Annotated in this window: 20 protein-coding genes; 3 read left to right on the top strand and 17 right to left on the bottom strand. The window is 54.3% G+C overall.

Annotation, left to right across the window (positions count from 1 at the left end):
• The first annotated feature begins 46 nt into the window (after positions 1-46).
• Positions 47-832, top strand: a complete 786-nt coding sequence (locus tag BQ7114_RS07980; RefSeq protein WP_072344175.1) for a fumarylacetoacetate hydrolase family protein — start codon at positions 47-49, stop codon at positions 830-832.
• Here the strand turns inward: BQ7114_RS07980 and BQ7114_RS07975 are convergent.
• Together BQ7114_RS07975 and cysS are read right to left on the bottom strand one after the other, a co-directional pair.
• Positions 816-1469: a rhomboid family intramembrane serine protease gene (locus BQ7114_RS07975; RefSeq protein ID WP_083431801.1), complete on the bottom strand. Its 654-nt coding sequence runs from the start codon at positions 1467-1469 to the stop codon at positions 816-818. The two genes, BQ7114_RS07980 and BQ7114_RS07975, sit on opposite strands and share 17 nt — an antisense overlap.
• Positions 1454-2884, bottom strand: a complete 1431-nt coding sequence (gene cysS, locus BQ7114_RS07970) for a cysteine--tRNA ligase (protein ID WP_072344172.1) — start codon at positions 2882-2884, stop codon at positions 1454-1456. Before cysS ends, BQ7114_RS07975 begins: the two co-directional genes overlap by 16 nt.
• 68 nt (positions 2885-2952) lie before the next feature.
• On the opposite strand from cysS, the gene ispF reads away from it, so the two are divergent.
• Positions 2953-3447 (top strand): 2-C-methyl-D-erythritol 2,4-cyclodiphosphate synthase, encoded by a 495-nt coding sequence (gene ispF, locus BQ7114_RS07965; RefSeq protein WP_072344169.1) that lies wholly within the window; start codon positions 2953-2955, stop codon positions 3445-3447.
• 90 nt (positions 3448-3537) lie between these two features.
• Here the strand turns inward: ispF and BQ7114_RS07960 are convergent, their stop codons facing one another.
• The 5 genes from BQ7114_RS07960 to BQ7114_RS07940 all read right to left on the bottom strand — a co-directional run bounded on the left by BQ7114_RS07960 (position 3538) and on the right by BQ7114_RS07940 (position 8263).
• Positions 3538-4923 (bottom strand): MFS transporter, encoded by a 1386-nt coding sequence (locus tag BQ7114_RS07960; RefSeq protein WP_072344166.1) that lies wholly within the window; start codon positions 4921-4923, stop codon positions 3538-3540.
• Between the two features lie 70 nt (positions 4924-4993).
• Positions 4994-5758: a 2-C-methyl-D-erythritol 4-phosphate cytidylyltransferase gene (gene ispD / locus BQ7114_RS07955; RefSeq protein ID WP_072344163.1), complete on the bottom strand. Its 765-nt coding sequence runs from the start codon at positions 5756-5758 to the stop codon at positions 4994-4996.
• A 59-nt stretch (positions 5759-5817) separates the two neighbouring features.
• Positions 5818-6324 carry a CarD family transcriptional regulator gene (locus BQ7114_RS07950; RefSeq protein ID WP_072344160.1) on the bottom strand — a complete coding sequence of 169 codons (507 nt, stop codon included), beginning with the start codon at positions 6322-6324 and terminating at the stop codon, positions 5818-5820.
• A 58-nt stretch (positions 6325-6382) separates the two neighbouring features.
• Entirely contained in the window at positions 6383-7078 is a 696-nt protein-coding gene (locus BQ7114_RS07945) for a response regulator transcription factor (RefSeq protein ID WP_072344157.1), read from the bottom strand.
• A complete protein-coding gene (locus BQ7114_RS07940; protein ID WP_230206013.1) occupies positions 7079-8263 on the bottom strand; it encodes a sensor histidine kinase in 1185 nt (394 codons plus the stop codon). It abuts the gene before it with no gap.
• A gap of 177 nt (positions 8264-8440) precedes the next feature.
• Between BQ7114_RS07940 and phoU the strand changes: the two genes are divergently transcribed.
• Positions 8441-9091, top strand: coding sequence for a phosphate signaling complex protein PhoU (gene phoU / locus BQ7114_RS07935; RefSeq protein ID WP_072344155.1), 651 nt, complete (start codon positions 8441-8443; stop codon positions 9089-9091).
• A gap of 96 nt (positions 9092-9187) precedes the next feature.
• Here the strand turns inward: phoU and BQ7114_RS07930 are convergent, their stop codons facing one another.
• The 10 genes from BQ7114_RS07930 to BQ7114_RS07885 form a co-directional block, all read right to left on the bottom strand.
• Complete coding sequence (locus BQ7114_RS07930; RefSeq protein ID WP_072344152.1) at positions 9188-9925, bottom strand: phosphoglyceromutase; 738 nt, start codon at positions 9923-9925, stop codon at positions 9188-9190.
• A 150-nt stretch (positions 9926-10075) separates the two neighbouring features.
• Entirely contained in the window at positions 10076-10774 is a 699-nt protein-coding gene (locus tag BQ7114_RS07925) for a TetR/AcrR family transcriptional regulator (protein WP_083431842.1), read from the bottom strand.
• Positions 10775-10849: 75 nt separating this feature from the next.
• Positions 10850-14062: a DEAD/DEAH box helicase gene (locus BQ7114_RS07920; RefSeq protein WP_072344146.1), complete on the bottom strand. Its 3213-nt coding sequence runs from the start codon at positions 14060-14062 to the stop codon at positions 10850-10852.
• Positions 14063-14234: 172 nt separating this feature from the next.
• Positions 14235-15431: an ATP-binding protein gene (locus BQ7114_RS07915; protein WP_230206012.1), complete on the bottom strand. Its 1197-nt coding sequence runs from the start codon at positions 15429-15431 to the stop codon at positions 14235-14237.
• 188 nt (positions 15432-15619) lie between these two features.
• Positions 15620-16816 (bottom strand): cobalamin-independent methionine synthase II family protein, encoded by a 1197-nt coding sequence (locus BQ7114_RS07910; RefSeq protein WP_072344140.1) that lies wholly within the window; start codon positions 16814-16816, stop codon positions 15620-15622.
• Between the two features lie 402 nt (positions 16817-17218).
• Positions 17219-18679 carry a GH32 C-terminal domain-containing protein gene (locus BQ7114_RS07905; protein WP_072344137.1) on the bottom strand — a complete coding sequence of 487 codons (1461 nt, stop codon included), beginning with the start codon at positions 18677-18679 and terminating at the stop codon, positions 17219-17221.
• Complete coding sequence (locus BQ7114_RS07900; protein ID WP_072344133.1) at positions 18676-20067, bottom strand: glycoside hydrolase family protein; 1392 nt, start codon at positions 20065-20067, stop codon at positions 18676-18678. The genes BQ7114_RS07905 and BQ7114_RS07900 overlap by 4 nt, the downstream gene beginning before the upstream one ends.
• A gap of 49 nt (positions 20068-20116) precedes the next feature.
• Positions 20117-20899, bottom strand: a complete 783-nt coding sequence (locus BQ7114_RS07895; protein WP_230206011.1) for a carbohydrate ABC transporter permease — start codon at positions 20897-20899, stop codon at positions 20117-20119.
• Positions 20900-20988: 89 nt separating this feature from the next.
• Entirely contained in the window at positions 20989-21939 is a 951-nt protein-coding gene (locus BQ7114_RS07890) for a carbohydrate ABC transporter permease (protein WP_083431800.1), read from the bottom strand.
• 64 nt (positions 21940-22003) lie between these two features.
• Entirely contained in the window at positions 22004-23215 is a 1212-nt protein-coding gene (locus tag BQ7114_RS07885; protein WP_230206010.1) for an ABC transporter substrate-binding protein, read from the bottom strand.
• Positions 23216-23381 lie beyond the last annotated feature (166 nt).

Genomic DNA, 23381 nt, shown 5'->3' with positions numbered 1-23381 from the left:
ATAAAACCACCCATTTTTCGAAACTCCGCGCTGTAGAGTTTTAAATATGCGTCTAGTAAGAGTTTTAAGACATTCCATTCCTACATACGGTGAGCTTTGCGAGGACCCGGACGGCATCACACAAGTTAAGTTCTTTGAAGGAAATCCTATTGCGGGTCCTGCAAACCATACGGGCGAAGCGCAACCCCTGGAATCGTGTAAGCTGCTCGCTCCTGTTGTTCCCTCAAAAATCATTGGGATCGGGGATAACTTCTTATCACCCGGCGAAAAGCGGGAACCGTTCAGCACCCCTATGGCATTCTTGAAACCTTCCAGTGCGGTGTGCGGCCCCGATGACCTCATTGTGCGGCCAGAGGGCACAGACTCGCTAACATTCGAGGGAGAACTGGCCGTCATCATGAAAGATACCGACGGCAAAATCTCAGAATCTGAAGTTGGAGAAGCCATCTTTGGTTACACGATTGCAAACGACGTTTCTGCTCAGCCGTGGCAAAAGCTGGATTCCCAATGGTTCCGCGCAAAAGGAGCAAACACGTTCTGTCCGTTAGGCCCCTGGATCAATACGGATCTAAGTGTTCAGGATCCGTCAAATCTAAATCTTGAAACGCACCTATCTGGGAAACTAGTGCAGTCAAGCAACACTGCCTACTTGAAGCGAACAATACCGGAAATAATCAGTTTCCTTTCCGAAGCATTCTCATTTGTTGCAGGCGACGCTGTACTGATGGGAACGCCCAAAGGAGCCGGCCCCATGAAAGATGGCGATTCGATTGAAATCCGAATCGAACATTTAGGAACACTCAGGAACACCACGCTTAATAGCGATTTATAGGGCGCCGCGTGGCCTTTTCGGATCTGGGTTCAACCACCTTTTCGGCTATTACCGCAACCACGATGCCGCCTACAAAACCACCAACGTGTGCCTGCCAGGACACTCCCCCAGATGGTAGGAAACCAACAAGAATGGTGGCGCTGTAGGCGCTTAGAAGTGCAATCGCAACCACGATCCGCACCAGTTTCACCCACGGGGTTCTCTCCACGAGGGCGGCCGTAAGGATATATCCGAAGTAGCCAAACACGATTCCAGACGCTCCAATAGTGAGGCCCGCTGGCGTGAATGCGCTGATAAACAGGCCCGCACCGATTGCAGACCCCACGAACACGGCCAGCCAGCGCCGCGTCCCTTCTAGCCCAATCAGGACGCCAAGCAGAGCTAGGAATGTCGTGTTGCCACTTACATGTGCCACGGATCCGTGCAGGAATATGGACGTGAAGTAGGTCCAGGGCCTCGTGAAATCGTGGGCGGGAACGCCGAAGTTAAGCAGTAACTCCCGGCCTCCAAGCGGTTGCAGGATGAATGCTACCCACACGAGCAAGACCACGCCCAGAGGGCCGGCAAGACGCTCCGAGAGAGGGCCGCGCCCGCGAGGTACGACCTCTTGAACGCGCGGATCTAGCCGATATGCCATCTGGCGCCGTCAGCTCCATCTTCAACAACAACTCCGGCGGCAGCCAGGCCGTCCCGGATCGAATCGGCCGTAGCCCAGTCTTTCGCGCCGCGCGCCTGCTGGCGCTGTTCAATCAAGTGATTTACGAGGACGTCCAGAGCCTTGTCTTTCCCGCCGGCCTCCGCCTCTTCGCTGGCCCATTGCGGCGATGCCGGGTCCAAGCCGAGAATGTCGAGCATTGCGCGCACATCCAGCAACGCCTCGCGCACCTCTCCCCCGGCGTCATCCGTGAGGGCCTGGTTACCGGCTTTCAAGCGCTCGTAAACCACAGCCAAGCCGCCAGCCACATTCAGATCATTGTCGAGCGCATCTGCGAAAGCTTGCGGCACAGCTCGCTCGGCCACCTCGCTCTCGGTCACGCTCGCTACCTCACTGGCGCGCTGAACGAAGCCAGAAATGCGCTCCCAGGCGGCGGCTGCCACGCGGATGGTCTCGTCGGAATACTCCACGGTAGAGCGGTGGTGCACCGTGCCCAGAGCGAAGCGCAACACCGGTGCGGGCACGCGTTGCAAGATGTCTGCAACCACCAGGGAGTTGCCGAGAGACTTCGACATCTTCTCTCCCTTCATCGTCACCCACGCGTTGTGCACCCACAGGCTTGCAAACGGCCATCCAGCGCCATGGGACTGTGCCTGCTCGTTCTCGTGGTGTGGGAAACGCAGGTCGATTCCGCCTCCGTGAATGTCGAACGCCTCCCCCAGGTAGCGGCGCGACATTGCGGAACATTCCAAGTGCCAGCCCGGACGGCCCGGCCCCCACGGGGACTGCCAAGAAGCAGTGCTCGGCTCGGTGGGCTTAGCGGCCTTCCATAGGGCAAAGTCACGCGGGTCCCGTTTTCCCACCTCGACGCTGGAATCGATCTGCGACTCGTCTTCCGTGGTGCGCATTTGCGCAAGATCCTGGTGGGTCAGCGAACCGTAATCATCTAACGAATGCACATCGAAATAGACGTTGCCGGCCCCATCCGGGTATGCGTGTCCGCGATCGATAAGGCGCTGCACCAGCTGCACCTGGTCAAGGATATGCGCGGTTGCGCGCGGCTCAAACGTGGGCGGAATAAGCCCAAGAGCGTCGTAAGCCTGTGCGAACTCGCGTTCAAACTTGGATGCCCATGCCCACCACGGCTGCCCAGCCTCGGCAGACTTATTCAAAATTTTATCGTCAATATCCGTAATGTTGCGAATGTAGGTGACCTTCATACCGTTCTTCTTGAGCCAGCGAATCAGCGTGTCAAACGCTACCGCAGACCGCAAGTGTCCAATGTGGGGACTACCCTGCACGGTGGCTCCACACAGGTAGATGCCAACCTCGCCCTCATGAACGGGTTTTAACGGCTGGAGAGAACGGCTTTTGGTGTCGTAAAGATGAAGATTCACGCCCCTAGCCTACCCAGCCTGCGCGCATAGGGCATAACGTCTTCAACGCGCGGCGCTAAACTGGCCCCATGACTGCGCTTTTACCTATTCGCACCGGTATTGGTTTTGACACGCACGCTTTTGCGCCCGCGAATTCGGGGCGGAAGATGATGATGGCGTGCCTTGAATGGCCCGGCGAGGTTGGCTTGGAAGGCCATTCCGATGCTGACGTTGCCGCACACGCGTGCTGCGACGCGCTACTTGCGGCGGCGGGCCTGGGCGATTTAGGAACAAACTTCGGCACGTCAAGGCCCGAGTGGTCCGGCGCGAGCGGCGAGGCGCTTTTACGCGAAACAGTACGCCTGGTGGAGCAGGCTGGTTACGCGATTGTGAACGTGTCGGTGCAAATCATCGGGGAACGCCCACGCATCGGGGCACGTAGGGCCGAGGCGGAGACGCGCATGAGCGAGGTTGTGGGCGCGCCGGTCAGTTTCGCCGCTTCAACCACCGACAAGCTGGGTTTTGCCGGGCGGAGCGAAGGAGTTGCGGGCATCGCGTCTGCACTAGTGCAGCGCGTAGACTAGCGCGCTCCAAGCGGTTTAACTCTCCTTAGCGCAAACGCCACCAACCGCGAAATGAAAATTGCGCGGGCGGCTGCGGCTCGCTCATAGCGTTCAGTCCTCAAAGGTAGCCAGATGTGCCTGCTCGGTCTTGACCGGCAGGATCAGCATGAGACCTACAAACAGAATGAGGACAATGCCGAGGATGCCCCAGTACTGCGATGAAGTTCCCTCGGGAACGAAGTTAGATCCAAGCCGCACGGACAGGCCGAAGCACAGCGGTGCGAGGAAGGACACGGCACGGCCGGTTGTGGCGTACAGCCCAAATACTTCTCCTTCGCGGCCTTGCGGAATAAGGCGGGCGAGGAAGGTGCGTGAAGCCGACTGGCAGGGACCAACGAACACGGTGAGAATCAGACCAAGCACCCAGAACATGCCGGAGCCCGCATCGTGAAGGATGAAGATCAAAATGCCATCTACCACCATTGCGATGAGCGAGATTAAAATGACGGCCTTCGGGCCGATCTTGTCGTCCAACGCACCAAATCCGATAGTTGCGATGCCCGCTACAACGTTTGCCGCAATGCCGAAAATCAGTACGTTACCCGCGCTGAATCCGAACGTGCCGGCCGCGATGATAGCGCCGAATGTGAACACGCCCGCGAGTCCATCACGGAAGATGGCCGACGCGATCAGGAAGAAGATCGTGTGCGGCGATGCGTTCCATAGATCTTTTACGGTCTTAAACAAAAGCTTGTAGGAGTCGATGATCGACTCGTGTCCAGCCTCGTCAGTGCCTTCCACTTTACGGCCAGGAACCGCGATGAGAACGGGGATTGTGGACAATCCAAACCAGAGCGCGGCGAGCAGCATCGATACGCGAACGTTCAGTCCATTCTCAGCGGTTACACCGAACAGGCCCACCTCGGGGGCGATAAAGCCGAAGTAGAGGATCAAGAGCAAAATGATGCCGCCCACGTAACCAAGGCCCCAACCGAGACCAGACACGCGACCCATCGTCTTGGGCGTAGACACGCGTGCGAGCATCGCGTTGTAGTTCACGGACGCGAACTCGAAGAAGACGTTACCGAAGCCGAGTAGCGCGATTCCGAGCCACATTGCACCGAGCGGGCCAAACACCGACTCGGGGTGGACAAAAAACATCATGCCGGTCAGCATCACCACTACGTAGGTGTTGAAGCCCAGCCAGAACGTGCCCTTACCGCGCCGGTCCGCACGCTGGCCGGTAATCGGCGCGAGGAGCGCGATCACAAAACCCGCGATAGTGAGGCCAAGGCTCAGCGACTCTGATGCCTTATCAGTATCGGCAAACATGCCGGAAGTCAGGTAAACGGAAAACACAAAAGTGGTGGCAACCGCGTTAAATGCGGCGGACCCCCAGTCCCAAAGCGACCATGCCAAGACGGTCTTATTTAGGATGCTTTCTTTTTTTGCAGGGGCTTCGTTGCCAAAGCTGTGATTAGTTGATGAAGTAGTCACGCTTCTGACTTTAACCCGAAATCACAAAATTATGGATTCAAAAACCAATTCGTTTCATTGCTGGTCTGCGCTATTCGTCCAGCAGGCTCTGATACTGGTCTGGTCGGGCCAGGATTTCTGTGGCAACCACCAGGTCCAGTTTGGTTGTAATCTTCATGGACAGCGCGCTACCCGGCGTAACGTGCACGTCCTCACCGAGGGCTTCCACAAGTCCCGCATCATCGGTTAGTTCCACACCATTTGCTAGGAGTTCGCGGCCCGCCTCGTGGGCGCGCATAGCGGTTTCCCAGTGAAATCCTTGCGGGGTTTGAACTCCACGCAGCTGCGCGCGATCAACCTGCCCAATGACCCTTTCGATTTTCGAGGAGGCGCCCACCGGCTCCACAACCTTTTGCGTGTCGGTAACGCGAACCGCTGGAATGACGGCTTTTAACCCACCCTCGAGCGCTTCAATGACGTCTCTAATGGCACGTTTGGGAGTGAGGCACCGGGCGGCATCATGAATGAGCACGGGTGTGCGCTCATCCAATTCCTTGCCAATCCGTTTGGCGAGGCGAGGAATTTCGAGCAAGCCGTTATACACCGAATCCTGGCGGATGCTACCCCCTGGAACCACAACTACATCTGGTTCTCCAGCAAAAATCTGTTCGAACTTGCCCAAGTGAGTTGGCGGAGCAGTCACCACAACCCCATCCACGCCCGCAACGCGAATACCATCCACAGCTCGACGCACCAAGGGCACTCCAGCTAGCTGCACCAGCGCCTTCGGCATGTCATAGCCCAGCCGCGATCCCGAACCTGCAGCCGTAACTACTGCAAATACCGAACTGCTCATTACGCCTCCTCGCATAAAGATTGAGGCCGCAGGTGCGGCCTCAAAATCGCAGGATCAGCTTATTCTTCTTCCGCCTCTTCAATCCCCTCCGCGAGGATCTCATCAAGGCGATCGCTAGCTACGTCCTCATCAACCTCGCGCGAGAGAGCCAACTCGGAAGTCAGAATCTGGCGAGCCTTAGAGAGCATGCGCTTCTCGCCGGCAGATAGGCCCTTCAGGGCGTCGCGACGCGACAGGTCGCGAACAACCTCGGCAACGCGAACAATATCGCCCGTCGCAATCTTCTCCTGGTTCGCCTTGTAACGGCGCGACCAGTTGGAAGGCTCCTCCGTGTTCTCTTCACGGAGCGTATCCATGACCTCTTCAAAACCCTCTTCGTCAACGACGTCACGAACCCCCACGAGCTCCACATTCTCCGCAGGAACCTGAATAGTTAGATCCCCCGTAGTCACGCGAAGCGTAAGGTAAGTTCTTTCCTTGCCAGCAAATTTGCGCGTAGAAATCTCTTCGATTGTGGCAGCGCCGTGATGTGGGTACACAACGGTTTCGCCCACTTTGAATGTCATTGCTGTAAAACTCCTGATGTTAGCTCAACGCCCCTATTTTACCAGCAATTACATGCACTTACTCGAGGGGATCCACCATCTTGTATCCCAACCCACGTACAGTCTGCAACAGTTGCGGGTTAGAAGGATCTGTTTCAATGCGCGAACGCAAGCGCTTTACATGCACGTCCAACGTCTTCGTGTCCCCCACATAATCAGGGCCCCACACGATGTTGATAATCTGCGTCCTCGTAAGCACGCGGTTCACGTTGCGCATCAAAAGCTCAAGCAGTTCGAACTCGCGAAGCGGCAAGTGAACCGGCTCTGAATCCACCTCGACTTCGTGCCGATCAACGCGCACAAGAACCTTACCTACAGTGAGGACATCTTCCTCGTCCCCACTCTCAATTTCGGGTACGCGCCGGCGCAACACCGCACGAATGCGCGCAAGCAGCTCGCGGTAAGAGTAGGGCTTTATCACGTAATCATCCGCGCCGAGCTCCAGCCCCACCACGCGATCTACCACATCGTCTTTAGCCGTCACCATGATGATCGGCACCTTCGAAGTGCGGCGCACCTGGCGGCACACCTCCGTGCCTGAGATTCCCGGAAGCATCAGGTCAAGCAAGATCAGATCAGGAGTGGCGGCCTCCAGAGTTGCTAGCGCAACCTCGCCACTTTCCGCCTCTAGCACCTCGTACCCGTCTCTGCGCAGACTGAAAGCAAGAGGAGTGCGCAACGATTCCTCATCCTCAACAACTAAAATCGTTTTCATTTAGCCTTCCTCGCTCTCTTCCAAATCCTCAGAATCCACATTCTCTTCGCCCTCGGCTTGCGGAATCACCAGTGTGAATGTGGAACCGTGGCCCTTCTTGGACCACACCGAAACAGTTCCACCATGATCTGCAGCAACGTGTTTCACAATAGACAAGCCCAAGCCCGACCCGCCAGTGTTTCGCGACCTACCCGGATCCACGCGGTAAAACCTTTCAAACACGCGTTCCTTTTCGGCCTCGTCCATACCGATTCCGGTGTCCACAACCGCCACGCGAACCAGGTCATCCACAACCGAGCTTTTCACGCTCACGCGCGTGTGCGGATCCGAGTAACGAATCGCGTTATCCACCAGATTGCGAACCGCGGTGACAAGCAGGTTATGGTCACCCCACACGATGCCACCACACGGCTCTGCCACCTCGATATCGATATTTGAGGCAGCCGCCTGGTTGCTCTCGAGCTGCACAGCTTCCCACACGACCTCGTCAATGTTAATCCGCTGGGCCCGCATCAGTGGATCGCCGGTTTCCAGGCGCGAAAGCTCAATCAGGTCATGCACAAGAGTGGATAGGCGCGTAGCCTCCGACGCCATTTTGGGAGCGAACATGCGAACCACTTCGGGATCGTAGTCACTGTCTTGCAGAGTTTCAGCAATCAGACCAATGGCACCAATCGGAGTCTTCAACTCGTGGGACACGTTTACAGTGAAGTCACGGCGAACCGCGTCAACCCGTTTTTGCTTCGTCTCGTCATCGATCAAAATCAGCACGCGCCCGCCCAGGAGCGCCGCCACGCGAACATCTAGGTAAATGGGAGAATCCGACGAGTACCGCGAGCGAGGTAGCTGCATCTTCTTGCGTAGTGTCACCCCGTTTTTACGCACGTCCTCAACCATTTCAAGCACCTGCGTGTGCGCAATCTCCTCGTCACGAACGAGGCCGAGCGTGTACGCCTGCGCATCCGCCCTCACAATATGATTCTCGCTGTCCACAATGACAGAGCTTGACGCCATCGCGGTGAGGGCCGACTTAAGCTCCGGGTTCACAGGCGGCTCAATTCCCTCTTCCTGTGTTGATTCGTGAATCTGGGATTGCGATACGCGAAATGCAAGCCCCGCGCCGGCCCCCACAAATAAACCGACGAGGGCCACCAAAATTAGCAAACTGGTCTCTACACCACCCACAATATAGACAATAGGGGGCAAACCCGGCACTTGTCGTGATTACACTAAACATCCGCCAACCGTTAACCGTTCGTTAACCTGTTGCATCCAGCCGGGACACCCGCGCATGGTGTTATTACTTTCGGCTATAAGTAGGCCCTCCCTTTGGGCCTCGAGCACCACCTTGGAGGAATAAGAATGCGGGAGATGTACACCCAGGAGCTCACCCAGCTCGGCAACCAACTTTCACGTATGGCGGGGCAGGTGTCACGAGCTGTTGGCCGCGCCTCACGCGCACTAGATGAGAATGACAGTGCACTGGCGGAACAGACCATCGATGCAGATGAGCGGATTGACGACCTCGCCTACATTATCGATGAGATGTGCACGCAACTTCTGGCCCTGCAAGCTCCCGTTGCCCGCGACCTGCGGCTGATCGTTACCGGCCTGCGCATGACCAAGACGCTAGAGCGCATGGGCGACCTTGCGCGCAACATTTCGGTTATTGCTCGTCAGCAGGCGCACACCGACGCACTGCCGCCCGAGATCGCACAGATTGTCACGAAGATGGGCGAACAGGCGCGCATCGCGGGCGAGAACACTGCCAAGCTGATGGAAGATCCCAACACCGATCTCGCAAATCAAATGCAGACCGATGATGACGTGATGGATGACCTGCACGTGCAGCTCCACCGCATGCTTTTGGATCCCAGCTTTGTGCTCACTCCTGCGCAGATCATTAACCTGACGCTGATTGGCCGCTATTACGAGCGTTTTGGCGATCATGCCACCAATGTTGGCCGCAACGTCATGTACCTGATCGAGGGCGAACGCTTCCTCACCGACTAGGCTACGTGTTCCTGCTAGTTAGAGGCGCTCCCTACTGTTCTTAGCGCACAAGAAGGGGGCGATGACCGTAACGGTCATCGCCCCCTTGTAGTTTGGTTACTTACCCTGCGCAGCTACAGCGGCGATCTTCGCCTCAGCCTCGGGATCAAGGTAGGTGCCGCCCTTCTTGATAGGCTTGAGCGTTTCTTCGTCAAGCTCGTAAAGTAGCGGAACACCGGTGGGAATGTTCACTGCCGAGATGTCCTCGTCGGAAACATCATCAAGGTGCTTCACGATTGCGCGTAGCGAGTTGCCGTGCGCTGCAATCAGAACGGTCTTGCCGCTCTTGATATCGGGAACAATCTGCTCATCCCAGTACGGAAGCAGACGCTCGAGAACGTCTTTCAAGCACTCGGTTGCCGGAATCGGCTCGCCCGCGTAGCGTGGATCGCCATCCTGAGCGAACTCCGAACCAGCCTCGATTGCCGGTGGCGGTACGTCGTAGGAGCGGCGCCACTGCATGAACTGATCCTCGCCGTACTCGTCGCGGATCTCCTTCTTGTTCTTGCCCTGAAGCGCACCGTAGTGACGCTCATTTAGACGCCAGGAACGCTTGACTGGAATCCAATGGCGGTCAGCGGCGTCTAGCGCCAGGTTTGCCGTGTAGATTGCGCGGCGAAGCAGGGACGTGTGGAGGATGTCCGGCAGGACACCCTCCTTCTTAAGAAGCTCGCCACCATGAACGGCCTCTTCCTTACCTAGTTCTGTCAGCGGAACGTCAACCCATCCAGTGAACAGGTTCTTTTCGTTCCAATCGCTTTGCCCGTGACGGAGCAGAATCAATTTAAAAGCCATGGCCTCATTATCCCATGTCTGGCGGTCAATGTCTTTAGGTTAAGCCTGGTTTTGGTCAATAAACTTCCAACTCGTCGCGCGTTTGCCCCTGTTTTCCGCCAATTACTACACGTCTTGATTTAGGGCGCACTATCCGGCGAGGAGCTTTACTCAAAGAGGTTTCGACATCGCGTACAGAAGCGGAATGATCGTTTCAACAATCGGCTTAGCTGGCGACTGCGCAATGGGAAGATGTTGTGGCACCGTGCGTTCGATCCGCGCAGGCGAGGCCGGACCAACCACGCGGCTTCGAGCCTCACTCCGGTGTTCCTTATAGCTCTCCACTAGGGCGTCAACGGCCGCTGCCCTCATGACAATCCCGATCACCGCGTGAGTGATCACGCGCATCGGCGCTTCGGGTTTACGCCTTGCGGCCTTAAGGATCGTTTCAAGGACTCCCCCCAAAGCGGTTAAAAACTCCTCATTGAGGCCGGCCAGACGTGCGCCCCATTCCTGGTCTCGCACCGAACGGGCCTGCATTTCAGTGTGGAGGGCGTAAAGAGTGCGGTTAACCCCAATCGCGTCCATCGCGTCAAACAACAGGGAGTCGATCCGTGCTGGCTTCGCCGTGTCGCCGCTACGCCATTTTTCAACCTGCAGGTCAAGGCGCTCAATCAGATCCGCATACTCGTCCTCCGCGAGCGCCGCGAGCAGTGATTCCTTGGTAGAAAAGTTTGAGTAGAACGCGCCCCTGGTAAAACCCGCGCGACGGCACACGTTATCCAGAGTGAAGCCCTCTACTCCCTCGAGGATTATGATCTCGCGCGTTGCATCAATGAGTCTCTGCTGGGTCTCAAACCTGCTGCTCACGCCGCCCCCTCCCATCACGTGCGCCTTCAAGATTACATGCGGGTTTGGATAGCCTACCCGGTTTGAAGCGCCAAGTTAGGAGGCTACCGCCCGGGCGGACATGTAAAGGTCTGGAGGTAGCGGGTGGTCAAGCTCCCACTTGATCCGCATCGGGCGCGAGCCCTTGGCTTCAACCAAATGTGCGGGACCAGCAAACGTGTACGCCGCGCCCTCCCCCAAAGCGTCTTTCTTATGCTCTCTGATGAAGAGGGCAATGTTGGATTCCCCCTCCAGGTACCGCATGCCCGCCTTGGTGTGCGGCCCCGCGTTAGACTGCGATTCCCAGTGAAATAGCGTGGGCGTAAGCGCGAAATCGCGGTACAGAGTGTTAGGTGAATAGTCAGCCTCCGACTTTACAAGTGTCACCAGCAAGGCTTCCGTGTTGGTGTACTCGCAGTACTTAACCCCCTCACGCACGCCGCCGGGCGCCTGGCCTTGAAACTCGTATCCGACGCCGATGCCAGCCAGCAGTTCTTCGCGCGTGTACGCCGCGCCCACTTTAAGCGGCGTCCACAGCCCCATTTCGCCAGCGGGCTGCTGGTATAGCTTCTTCGTACGATCGCTAACAGCTACGAACATTTGCCTCAGTTCATCAACGAGGTTCGGCGTGGATCTCAAAATTTGCAAGGCGTAGTCGATGGACGCGATCTTTTTCTCGTCACGTTTACCGCTGGGCCAAAACGAGTACATGAGCATGTGCGCGTAAAACTTTTCACGCGCCGACATCGCCTCGTAACGGTAGTGTGGCGTGGAAAGAATCTTGAGATAGGTTTCGATCCGCTCCGGGTCAGACACGTGTGCAAAAGCGCGAAGCCTGCGGCGAACATCGTCGTAAGCATCCGCTGCAAGATCGTTGCCCGTGGCCGCCATGTGCAGTAAACGCTTCCACGAAATGGGGCGCTTTCTGAAGTCTTTTCGACTGTAAATATCTGCAATGTCGCGGTGGGAATCTTTCAAATAATCCGTGAGTTGGTAGTCCTGCACGTCAACCCGCGCGGCAAGGGCGCCGCTTCTGATTTCGGCCGGTAGTTTCTGCGTAGATACGTTCAGATTGTTCTTTATCGATTTGAGGATTACCTCCTGCGACTTTTCTTCGAGGAAAATCTGCGATCCGGCAGGCAGATGGCTAAAGCCCTTCTCCACAGCTGCCACGAGTTTTTTGCGTGATGTACCCGTTAGCGCCTGTAGCTTGAGATCGAAGCGGAAGGCCTCGTTTTGATTACCCACAAAATCCAAAACAGTCAGCACCGTCTTGTTTTTCGACAGTCGCAAGCCACGGCCCAGCTGCTGCAAGAACACCGTGGGCGACTGGGTTGGCCGTAGCATCAACACCGTATCCACACTCGGTACATCCACGCCCTCGTTGAAAATATCTACTGAGCAAATGATCTGAATGTGGCCGCTAGCGAGGGCTCCAAGCGCCTTGTCACGCTCCATAGAGGATTCAGTGGAGGTGACATACTCGGCTCTAAGACCAAACTTCCTAAACGACTCCGCCATAAATCTCGCATGATCAATGTCCACGCAAAAGCAAAGTGCACGCATGGACTCTACGTTCAAGATCTTGTCGCGCATGGCCTGCACGATCTGGCGCACACGCGCGTGATTGCCGGTCAAGACATTCGACAACTCGCTGGTTACGTAGTCACCGCGCACCATTTTCACACCGGATAAGTCCGTGTCGTCATATTGAATGAAGTAGTGGAAGGGACACAGCAGGCCTTCTTCTAGTGCGTCCCATAACCTCAGTTCGCTTGCCACGCACCCGTTGAAGAATTCGAGGGCAACGTTCACGCCGTCGCCGCGCTCGGGGGTTGCGGTTAGGCCCACCAATTCGCGTGCATTGAAGTGGCGCATCAGGCACCGATAACTGGCGGCTTGAGCATGGTGGAATTCGTCGATAATGATGATGTCAAAGAAATCTCGCGGAATTTCGTTTAGCACATCCGCGCGTAGCGACTGGATAGAGGCGAAAGCAATGTTGTCGTAGCCGACCAGTGCCGCGTCGTTGAGCCGCGCCAGGCTGTAGCCGTCGGAGGTGGACCAGATGATCTGCCGCGACTTCACTACATCACGGAAGGTCCTCATGGATTGGTTCAAAATCTCGTTGCGGTGGGCAACGAACAAAGTGCGAGGGAGCCGTCCCAACTCGCTGGCCATGCGTTCACGTAGCGCCTTGTAATCGAGCGCCGCCACAACGGTTTTCCCTGTGCCCGTGGCAGCCACAACAAGGTTTTGGTGGCGTCCCATCGCTCGTTCATACTCGAGGTCGTCCAGCATGATCTGCTGGTAGGGATAGGGCCGTATATCCAGTGCGGTGAAGTCGAGCTCCGTGTCGCGTTTCGTGTCGAAACCACGCCCATCTTGGAGCGCCCGGTCAAGTTTTGCCGCGTCGCGATCTGGATCGTAAATTTCAAACGAGGGCGAGGCCCAGTATGAGTCGAAGGTAGTTTCGAACTTTTCAAATACTGCGGGAGTGTTATTTTTTGCCAGACGCACGTTCCATTCCAGGCCGTCCTGCATAGCGGCAGCCGACAGGTTGGAGGAGCCTACGAATGCGGTGTGGTAGCCGGTGTTGCGGTGAATCAGCCAGGCTTTCGCATGCAGGCGCGTGGATTTGGTGTTGTAGTTGATCTTGATTTGGGCACCGTAATCGCGAACGAGGCGGTCAAGAGCTCTGCGATCTGTAGCCCCCATGTACGTGGTTGTAATGATGCGAATAGGAACCCCACGAACTTTGAGATCAGCGAGTTCTTCAGCAATAGTGCGGATCCCCGTCCATTTAATGAATGCGATGAGGGCGTCCACACGGTCCGCGGAACGAAACTCCTTCTTAAGCTCCGTTTGAATAGAGGGGTCATACTCGGCGTTGGTCAGTAGCGCCGCGTCAGTAAGCGGAGTATCGGGCCTAACCGTTTTGTCCGAATTGTCGAAAGCTTTGATTTCGGTAAGTAGCTGCGCTCTGCCGTCCTTCAAGGCAATCGGCTTGTCTGTTCTGTTGCCGTCGTTCTGTCCGTTGATGACTTCCAGGACGCGGTCTGTTAGAAGGAATCTCTCGTGTTGCCCTTTGGTTTTCAGGAGGGAGTTTTCGAAGCGCTCCGCTACGTATTTGGAGATGACGTAGGGGAAGTCCGCGTTGTCAATGGCTTCACTTACGACGCGCTGGCCGTACTTTTGCAGAGCCACTTCAAGACCGGCGTCAATGATCGTTTCGTATAGACCGGGAGGCAGGTCGAAAGGCTCGTCCATCAAACACTTCCAGAAGACTACGCAGCTTGTTCTTTGCTTTTATATTACGAAAGCGCAGCGCAAATTTTCTGTCGGTAGTTTGCGAAGCCCGTAATACACGCGGATTCCGGCGTGGTTGCATCAAGTTCCTTGTTAGGTTTTGCCCTTACACGAGAAAGCGCCTCACCAACAGTTAAGGCTCAAGGGCAGCCACTGACGCTACGTTGACTCCGTCTTCTCGCCGATATGACAATCCGCTACCCGTGATTACGAGGGGAACCGCGGGCAAATCTATAAGCTCACTGAACCGCAATAGGTTTTCAGCTGCCTGGTCTACGACTGCTGAATTGTGCCCGAGTTTCACTTCAATCACTAGGACGGTTCCGTCTACTTCAACGAGAGCGTCAACCTCCTGTTGGTTCTGAAGTCGAGCATGATAGACGGAGCTTCGCGTCAAAGCTCGCAGTTCATGGACAACAAACGATTCAAAAAGCTGACCAGCGTAATTGAGATCGCCCAGCAGAGCTTCGGGTCCTTTGCCGAGTGCGGCCATTGCCAACGCCGGGTCCGTCAGGTGACGTTTAGGAGCTTGTCGAAGAGGCACGCGCGAACGCAACTTTTGCGTCCAGGCAGGTTGATCTTCACTAACAAAAATTCGCGCAAGAGAATCCAGATAATCGGACACAGTTTCCCGCGTCACTTCCGCATCGCCTGCAATTGTGGCGACGCTCATTTCTGTTCCCACTCCCCTAGCCAAAGAACGGAGCACGGCCATTACCCGCACAGGGTCCCGACGCACACCATCGGGGGTATTTATGTCTACCTCGGCGATAGTGCGCAGGTAATCTTTGTTGTTCTCTTGTGCCTGTTTGATATTGAGGTCAAGATTGCCCGGCCATCCTCCCCGGCAGATACGTTCAAACAGGTCATGAACTGTCCAGTCTTCTCCGGCGTTAGTAAAAGATTCACCTTTCGCTAGCGCAGATATCGACACACCTCCAAAGGCCTCTCCAGACTCGAACATGGTCATAGTGCGCATCGTTAACCGTGCAAACCTGCCCGCGCCAGAGTGCCTAGCCACCGACTCACTCGGCGCCGTTGAACCGGTGAGTATAAACTGCCCTTTGGCGCGACGTTGATCCACTATCCGACGAGCCACATCCCAAAGCACCGGATGTATCTGCCATTCATCGACGAGGCGAGGCACAGCTCCTTCAAGTACAAGAGCCGGGTCTAAACCGACTGCTATCGCCACGTTCGGATCGGTATCAACTTGAACTTCGCTCTTGGAAGCTTGACGGGAGGTTTCGGTTTTCCCGCAACCTTTGGGCCCCTCAACGAGTACCGCACCTGCACGCTGAAGTGCCTCCACGAGGTATTTATCAGCCACTCTAGGAATGTAATTAGCCATACCAAAACACCTATCCGTCATTTTCAAGGGCTTCTAGCCGACACTTTCACGCTATTCTATCCGACACTTTCAAGCATTCCTAGCCGACATTTTCATTTTCTGTCTTCACAATCCGCCGTTACATGACGAAACCTCCGCTTTCGCGGAGGCTTCGTTTCTAAGCGGACTCAAACTAGTTGCGCACCCTCAGTCAATGACTGCAACTTCGCCCACGCGATCGAGGGATGAATACGTCCCCCGAAGCCGCAGTCCGTGGATGCCACCACCCGATCTGGGCCAACGATGTCCACAAATCTGGAAATGCGTTGAGCTACCAGCTCAGGGTGTTCCACAACGTTTGTAGAGTGACTGACAACGCCAGGAACCAAAACCAGGTTCGAAGGCAGGTCGACTTCACGCCACACCGTCCACTCATGTTCGTGGCGCGCATTGGCCCCCTCGAACGAAATGTAGTTAGCGTTTACAGTCAAAACGTTGTCCACGATTTCCTTCAATGGGATATCCGTGGTGTGCGGCCCGTGCCAAGAACCCCAGCAAAGATGTAGGCGCACCAGATCAGGATCAATCCCTTCTAGCGCGGTATTAATCGCATCAACACGCACCTGGATATAACGCCTGTAGTCATCAAAACTAGGCGCAGGATTGATTTGATCCCACGATTCCGCCAGTGACGGATCATCGATCTGCACGGTGAGGCCCGCATCCGTAATGGCGCGGTATTCTTCGCGAAGGGCTTGCGCCCACGCCTGCACGACATCTTCATCATTGTCGTAGTAGGCGTTAGACAGACGGGCTGCCGAGCCAGGAGAAACCGCAGCTATAAATCCGTCTTTACGATCAATTCCGTTAGCCTCAAGAGCACTGACCAGCGCATCAATATCTTGCTTCACAGCGTCATGACCGATGTACTCGATCGGACCGGTAATCGCAGGGAAGCCCTGCTTAGTTTGGTCATCTTCCGACAGCTGCTTCACGCCTGGCAGTACCGCAGCCTCCGGATCGGAATAAACGTCCTTATACTTCACCCAGTCTCGGCGCTGTTCGAACTCCACCAGCTGAATGTTGGATCCGGACGCGGGTGGTGCAAGCGGGTACTCTTTGTCAGTGATTTCAAGTCCCGCAAAACGCGAGAACGAGTAGTACCACCACGGACCGAAATCGAGTTTTTCAGTCATTACGTGGCCGTACTCACCGTCATTAACCCAGTCAATGCCGATCTCTTGCTGCCTTGCAACAACATCATTTACCGAAGATTGAAGGATCTGGGCGAACATGGCCTCTCCCATCTCCTTTCTCCTCAAATTTGCGTTGAGCAGTTCATCAGTACGCGGCAGGGAGCCGACGTGGGTGGTACGAATCGCCATCATTCCTCCTTCAACAATAAATCGACGATGGTGCTTTTCAAGATAGCGATTTTGGGAGGAGTGAATTCGATGCCGTCACAGTCCGGTCATGCAAGTGGACAGAGTGCCACGCTGTGCTAAGAGGCATACGCGCATCCCAACCTGACCATCATGTAGAAAGCAGGTCAATGCTTCAAGATAAACAAGCGCGGGCTGAACTCGGTCTATACCGAGCCCAACCCGCACGGTCAAACGGCGTATACCACCTAAAACGGCCACCATTTAGAGAAGTCTAGGCAGTTATTTCCCAAGATGATTTTAGGCCTGCAGATTAATGCTCCTGTGAGAATTAAGGCGCACATATGTAAGCTATCAGCCATCTCAATTCAACCTGGGTTTGTTGCGATCCGCAGTGTTAAGACATTAGGCACGCACTCCGACAGAGGCATTATGAATCCCAATACTGCCGTTACTTACGTAAGCGGCGATGAGACCATCGCGCAAATCATAAGCACGGGTAGTCAAAGCTACATCATCCACGTAAACGGAAAGACACGTGCCTTCGAGAATGACGGAAACCTCGTGTGTAAGCCCCTCACGCAATGGACGCTCAATTTCGAAATCTGGCTGGCTTACATAACCGCGTTCCGCATCATAATCGAACGGAACCGAAATCTTGTGAGGGCGTCGATCGAACACGAACCTACCCCGTCGCGGCTCAAACCTCAGCAGGTATCCTCGGCTGAACTCCTCATCTGCGAATAACGCTATACCCGACTCTTCGGAATCAGCGTCCAACGAGACGGTGAAGTTAGCGCAAATACTCTGCTTTCGAGTATCTACTTCTGCCAGGCTGAGCCAATTAAGGCCTGCAGCCGGGGCAGAGGACACTGAATTAGCGTCTACGCTCCACTCTCCCTTACGCACCTGCACGTCGAGTGGATGCGGGTTGTAACCGCCGGTTCGCGATTCAAGAGGTACGGTGCCAAGACTGCCATCTTCACGTACCACCAATTTGTGTGCCACGAGGTCCCCACCCCATTGACGCTCACCGCGATCACGGTCACCTGCTCGCGTAGCAAGCCAACCAATGAGGATGCTTTCCCCGTTAAAATTAACGCTGGTTGCGGCGTAAAGATCATTCGAATCCAATGTGTCCCAGGCAGGGATAGTCCATTTCTCAGCATCACGCCGCCGGTAACGAACAGCGAAACGATCAGAATAGGTAGAAAACAGAATGTAGTTTTCGTAATCGAGAGCGAACGTTTCAGGGCATTCAGGCGCAAGAGTTATCCCCGGCTGCCATAGCGGGTCTTCGAGCTCCCAGTTGTCTAGATCCACACTCCGCATGCGACCGATCACACCGGAGCGACGCCCCGAGACCTGATCCAGCTGCGTACACAAGAGCATTTCCCAGCTACCATCCGATTGCCTGAAAACAAAAGGATCTCGCCACGCATGAGTGTAATATCCTGCCGGTGCTTGAAGTTGCCATTCGGTGTCTTTTTCGAAGGTCATTAGATCTTCCGAAAACGCGCGTAGAACCACTTGTTCTGGCTTACCTGTCGCCGGAGCATGCGGATTAATGCCGCAGTAAAACGCTATGTAGCGCCCTTCTACGGGACCGATGACGGACCCTGCCCCTGCCAGGAGATCCGGTTCGTCTCTTTCTCCTGCCTCAATAGCAATCGGATGTTCGGTGAAAGTCACAAAATCTTTTGTAGATAGGTGCCCCCACTGTAGTTTCTTCGAGAACAGGGGGCTGCCCGTGTCGTCTGCATTTAGATGCGTGTAAAACAAATGACACGTGTCGCCGTCGATTATGGGCATAACATCACCGAACCAACCATTTTTGGGTCGGTAAAATAGCGAGGATTGGGTCATGACAACTCCTGCGAGAAACGAAGGTTGTTTAGAACGGCGCCTCCGTCTGTTACACCGACAGACAAGCGGTCACCAAAGCGACGATTCATGCGCGCGTTAAGCGCGACCCCCGAGATGTAGAACGTGGCAACAGATTCATCCACAATAAGTTGGAACTTGTGGGACACTCCTGGCTCCAGCGTCAGAGGTCGTTCCATCCCCTTGTTGTCATACTGGTACCAAGGGAAGTTTGGACGCCTATCGAACAGTAAACGCTGCTCCCCCGGCAGGATTAGGAACTCATAACTTTCCCCGGTCACCGGATCTTCGTAGATGCGAATAGAGACGCTACGAGTCCCCTTCTCAACAACAAGATTTCCTTCCAAGTAGATTAAATTCCCTGATTTATTAACGAGGGTCTGATGCGTTTCGCCATCATCAGAACGCATCTCAATTTCAGGATTAGATGTTGCACGGGGTGTTGCAAAAGCTTTCTCAACAGTAGCAGGGGGTTTTACACCGAGTGACCCGTCCTCTCGCTGGAACACTTCATGAACAACGAGCGTTCCACCCCAATCCCATCTAGCCTCGTCATCATCACCAGTCTTGGTTGGAACCCAACCAAAGAGATACCGATGCTCTCCATCGCTAGCCGAACGAGCCGCGTAATATGCGCGCCCATCGAATGCATCGTCTACTGGTGCAGTCCACGGCCCATCAAGTGACTTACTCATCCGGTAAATGGTCTTGCTCTTATCGCTATATTCAGTAGTCAGCAGGTACCAGTAATCGCCCATTCGGAACAAATCTGGCATTTCGTGCATGGTGTACAGGTCAGGCGCCCAGAGATCTCCCTCGAACTGCCAGTGCTTCAAATCTTCAGATCTGAAGGCAACAGTAGAACCGGAAAGGATCTTCTCTCCGTCCTTTCGTGCACCGAGTATCATCAGATAGTTTTGATTCTCTTCGTCCCAAAGCACGAACGGATCCCTCCAGTTATCAGGATCGTAGCCCGGCTGGGGCGGAACCAATTTCTCATCCGTCTTATTCCACGTTATGAGGTCATCGCTCTCTGCGATCATCAACACCTGCGAAGGCTTGTTTTGCTGCACAAAATTGTGGTTATAACCGGTGTACATAGCGTAAAAGGAGCCGTTAGCCTCAAACACGCTACCTGCAAAAATATACTGATCTTGGTCATCATCGCCACCACGCTTCAAACTCTCACCGTGGTCTTCAAAATGAACGAAATCGGTAGTAGTTACGAGCGACCATCCAAACGGTTCTCCAAACAAAGGAATCGGATTACGCGTATCTCTTTGGTGATAGAGATAGAATTTGCCTTTTGCGAAAACCGGCATACAGTCGCCGAACCAAGCCTTTGTCGGCTTGTAGTACAAAGAATGCATTAATACGCCTTTCAAACTTATGTGCCTATTTGCTACTCATTCTGATCTGTTAACGGCCGCCCATTCCGCTGAGGGCAATTCCCGACACAAGGTACCGCTGCAGGAAGAGAACCAAAATGGCACTAGGAATAACTGAAATAGTGGATGCAGCCATAAGCAGGTTCCATTGATTTCCGGTCTGCCCAAGGAACATGTTTAGGCCTAGTGGAACGGTTGCCATGTTCACATCGCTCACGATCAGCAACGGCCAGAGGAAGCTATTCCAATATCCGATGAATGTAAATACCGCCAAAGTGCCAAGTGCCGGCTTTGCCAGGGGAAGGATTATTCGACTGAATGAAGTCCATCGTCCCGCCCCGTCAATCCGTGCGGCCTCTTCAAGTTCATCAGGCAAGGTAAGGAAGAACTGCCTAAGCAAGAAGGTTCCAAATGCCGTGAACGCCCAAGGAACGATTAGAGCCTGGTAACTGTTCACCCATCCGAGTTCACGCATCAGGATAAACATTGGAACTATCAACACTTCCTGCGGGATCATCAGCGTACCTAGATAGAGCAGGAACGTCCCGTCACGTCCCCTCCATTTGATTCGAGAGAATGCATACGCAGCCATCGAGGAAGTGAAGACAACCATGATGGTTCCAATTCCAGCGACAATAACGCCGTTAACCATGAACTTGCCAAAAGGCAGATAAGTCCATACGTCTGCGAAATTTGACCACTGAATCTTCGAGCCGATCAACGAGGGAGGAGATGCAAAAACCTCACTGGCCGGTTTAAGAGCCGTCGAGACCATCCAGATAAATGGAGTTAGGACGATTAAGGCAGCAACCATCACCAGTATTTGGGATAGAGCTCTCCCCCACCGCGGCCCTGTCCTAAGGCTGTTTATTTGCGATTGTTGTTTGCTTAAAGACATGACCATTAGTAGTGCACCCACTTCTTTTGGCTACGGAACTGAAGGACCGTAATAAACATGATCAACACGAATAGTGACCAAGCAATTGCGGATGCGTAACCCATCTCGTAGGCTTGGAAACCTTTCTGATACAGGTAATACACGAGTGTGGTCGTGGAAGCCCCTGGCCCTCCTCCGGTGAGGATAAATGGTTGTGCAAACACTTGGAGCGAAGAGATCACAGTCATCACTGTTGCGAAAAATATGCTCGGCGTGAGCAATGGCAGAGTGATGCGGAAAAGACGATGCCACCAGCCTGCACCATCTATCGCAGCGGCCTCATAAACCGTGGAGGGAATCCCTTCAATCCCCGCGATAAAGATGATCATGTTATAGCCGAACCCAGCCCATACCGACATGATGATCACCGCTGGCATCGCCCATTCAGATGAACCAAGCCAATCAGGACCAGAGGCTCCTGTGAACGTTTTGAAGAACCACGCTAATAGGCCATCCTCCGGAGTATAAAGGAGCCTCCATACCACAGCGTTAGCAACCATAGGTGAGACCACCGGTAGGAAGAATACAAACCGCAGAAACCCTTTCCATTTCACGCGAGACGTTAGCCAAATCGCCATTGTCAAAGACACGATGAGGTTTAACACTACGTACCCCACAACGAAATAGAGAGTATTCCCTACTATTTGCCAGAAAACCGGATCTTCAGTGAAGAGACGGACGAAGTTATCCACGCCCGTAAACACGGCATCTCCCAAGAGCGGCCATTCATAGAATGCAAGCACCAAGGAAGCGCCCACAGGAACGATCGTGAAGATCAAAAAACCCAGCAGATTAGGGGCTAGAAAACCCAATGCAGCGAATAGGTTTCGACGCTGCAACTTGCTTCGGCGGTTTCTTTGATCTGACCTGTTCCTGTCATCACCGGTTTTCGCTAATGAAACCACTGTTTGTGACATTGAAGTATCCTCTGAGTCTGCCTATTAGCGGGATTGCCTCAACGGGCAATTCAGAAACTGGTTATCAGTTTTCAACCTGAATTTGGACTCGTTCCAAGACCTCGGCAGGCGTAGATGTGCCGTTGAAGGCTTCAACTCCGTACTGCTCCATTAGTGCAGAAAGCTGGTTCCATTTTGGCACCGTGCGGTAGACATTGACGGTTTCGAACGCAGTATCGATCGCTTCCTTCGCACCCTCTACATCGGCTAGCGAATACCAGGTATCCTGAGCAGCCATATAGGCCGGGAAACCTCGTCCTTCGCCGGCAATGTACTCCTGCGCCTCCGGCCCGATGATAACGGAGATAGCCTTCCATGCTTCGTCAGGATTCTTACAGCTTTCTGTTACACCGAATCCTGTACCTGACATGGTGGTCACACTAGATCCATCAAAAGCGGGAACCGTGGAAATCCCGAGTGTAAAGTCAACGTTCTTCTTAGCGTTCATAAGCTGCCAAGGACCATCCACATACATTGCCGCGTTCCCATTACGCCATTGGTCGGCAGGCCAGTTCGCGGCACCTGTAGCTGGCGGAGCTGGGGCAACTTTCTCTTTCGTAACAAGTTCGGTTACCCACTTGAACCCTTCAACGACCTTCTCATCTGTCAGATTCGGCTTACCGTCTTTCAGATAATCGCCACCGATGCTCAATGCATATGGCAACCACATGTCCGGATTGCCATCGGCCACATAACCATAAACACCGTCTTTAGTGAGTGCGTGTGCAGAATCAAGGAATTCTTTTTCGCTCCACCCAGGCGAAGGTTCTGCAACGCCGGCTTCGTCAAACATATCCTTGTTGTAGAACAACAAGTACGGCCCAACGTCATACGGAATAGCGAGTTGCTTGCCGTCCTGCTGCAAGCCTTCAACAATAGAAGGCTCATACCCGTCAATGTCGAATCCATCAGCCTCGATTGCCGGATTTAGGTCAGTGAACAATGATCCGACATCCGGAACTCTCTGTGCTTGAAGGCCTGCAATACATGCCAGGTCACCACTTGCAGCCTGAGCAGTGAGCTTATTGTAGTAATCCTTAAATGGCGAGCTTTCAAACTTCACTTTGATATCGGGATATTTCTCAGTCACCATTTCCGCGAGATGATTCCAAACATCCACTTCAGCTTGGGAGTCTGCAGACATTATCCACCGCAGCTCAACCTGACCGCCGTCCGCTGACGATTGTCCGGTTCCACCTCCACAGGCGGTAAGCGCCAGAGCGCTTGCTACTGCCACTACTGCTCCTTTAGCAACTGCTTTTGCAGTTTTCCTAATCTTCATCGATCAGCCTCTCACTATTTCCAAAGTGTCCGACAACGTTGTCATAAACAATATACACACAATTAGCTGTTTATTACAAGGGTTAAGAGATAGATTAAAATTAGTAAGATAACGTTGTCAG

The organism is Actinomyces urinae (genome assembly GCF_900119695.1).
GTDB lineage: Bacteria > Actinomycetota > Actinomycetes > Actinomycetales > Actinomycetaceae > Gleimia > Gleimia urinae.
The sequence above is the reverse complement of the archived record's forward strand: the minus strand, read 5'-3'. Positions and strand labels throughout refer to the sequence as shown.

What these genes read in the sequence shown, in the direction of transcription:
- BQ7114_RS07980 (WP_072344175.1), top strand. Translation starts at nt 47, where the DNA reads ATGCGTCTAGTAAGAGTTTTAAGACATTCCATTCCTACATACGGTGAG.
- BQ7114_RS07975 (WP_083431801.1), bottom strand. Translation starts at nt 1,469, where the DNA reads ATGGCATATCGGCTAGATCCGCGCGTTCAAGAGGTCGTACCTCGCGGG.
- ispF (WP_072344169.1), top strand. Translation starts at nt 2,953, where the DNA reads ATGACTGCGCTTTTACCTATTCGCACCGGTATTGGTTTTGACACGCAC.
- ispD (WP_072344163.1), bottom strand. Translation starts at nt 5,758, where the DNA reads ATGAGCAGTTCGGTATTTGCAGTAGTTACGGCTGCAGGTTCGGGATCG.
- BQ7114_RS07950 (WP_072344160.1), bottom strand. Translation starts at nt 6,324, where the DNA reads ATGACATTCAAAGTGGGCGAAACCGTTGTGTACCCACATCACGGCGCT.
- BQ7114_RS07945 (WP_072344157.1), bottom strand. Translation starts at nt 7,078, where the DNA reads ATGAAAACGATTTTAGTTGTTGAGGATGAGGAATCGTTGCGCACTCCT.
- phoU (WP_072344155.1), top strand. Translation starts at nt 8,441, where the DNA reads ATGCGGGAGATGTACACCCAGGAGCTCACCCAGCTCGGCAACCAACTT.
- BQ7114_RS07930 (WP_072344152.1), bottom strand. Translation starts at nt 9,925, where the DNA reads ATGGCTTTTAAATTGATTCTGCTCCGTCACGGGCAAAGCGATTGGAAC.
- BQ7114_RS07920 (WP_072344146.1), bottom strand. Translation starts at nt 14,062, where the DNA reads ATGGACGAGCCTTTCGACCTGCCTCCCGGTCTATACGAAACGATCATT.
- BQ7114_RS07910 (WP_072344140.1), bottom strand. Translation starts at nt 16,816, where the DNA reads ATGGCGATTCGTACCACCCACGTCGGCTCCCTGCCGCGTACTGATGAA.
- BQ7114_RS07905 (WP_072344137.1), bottom strand. Translation starts at nt 18,679, where the DNA reads ATGACCCAATCCTCGCTATTTTACCGACCCAAAAATGGTTGGTTCGGT.
- BQ7114_RS07900 (WP_072344133.1), bottom strand. Translation starts at nt 20,067, where the DNA reads ATGCATTCTTTGTACTACAAGCCGACAAAGGCTTGGTTCGGCGACTGT.
- BQ7114_RS07895 (WP_230206011.1), bottom strand. Translation starts at nt 20,899, where the DNA reads ATGGTTGCTGCCTTAATCGTCCTAACTCCATTTATCTGGATGGTCTCG.
- BQ7114_RS07890 (WP_083431800.1), bottom strand. Translation starts at nt 21,939, where the DNA reads ATGTCACAAACAGTGGTTTCATTAGCGAAAACCGGTGATGACAGGAAC.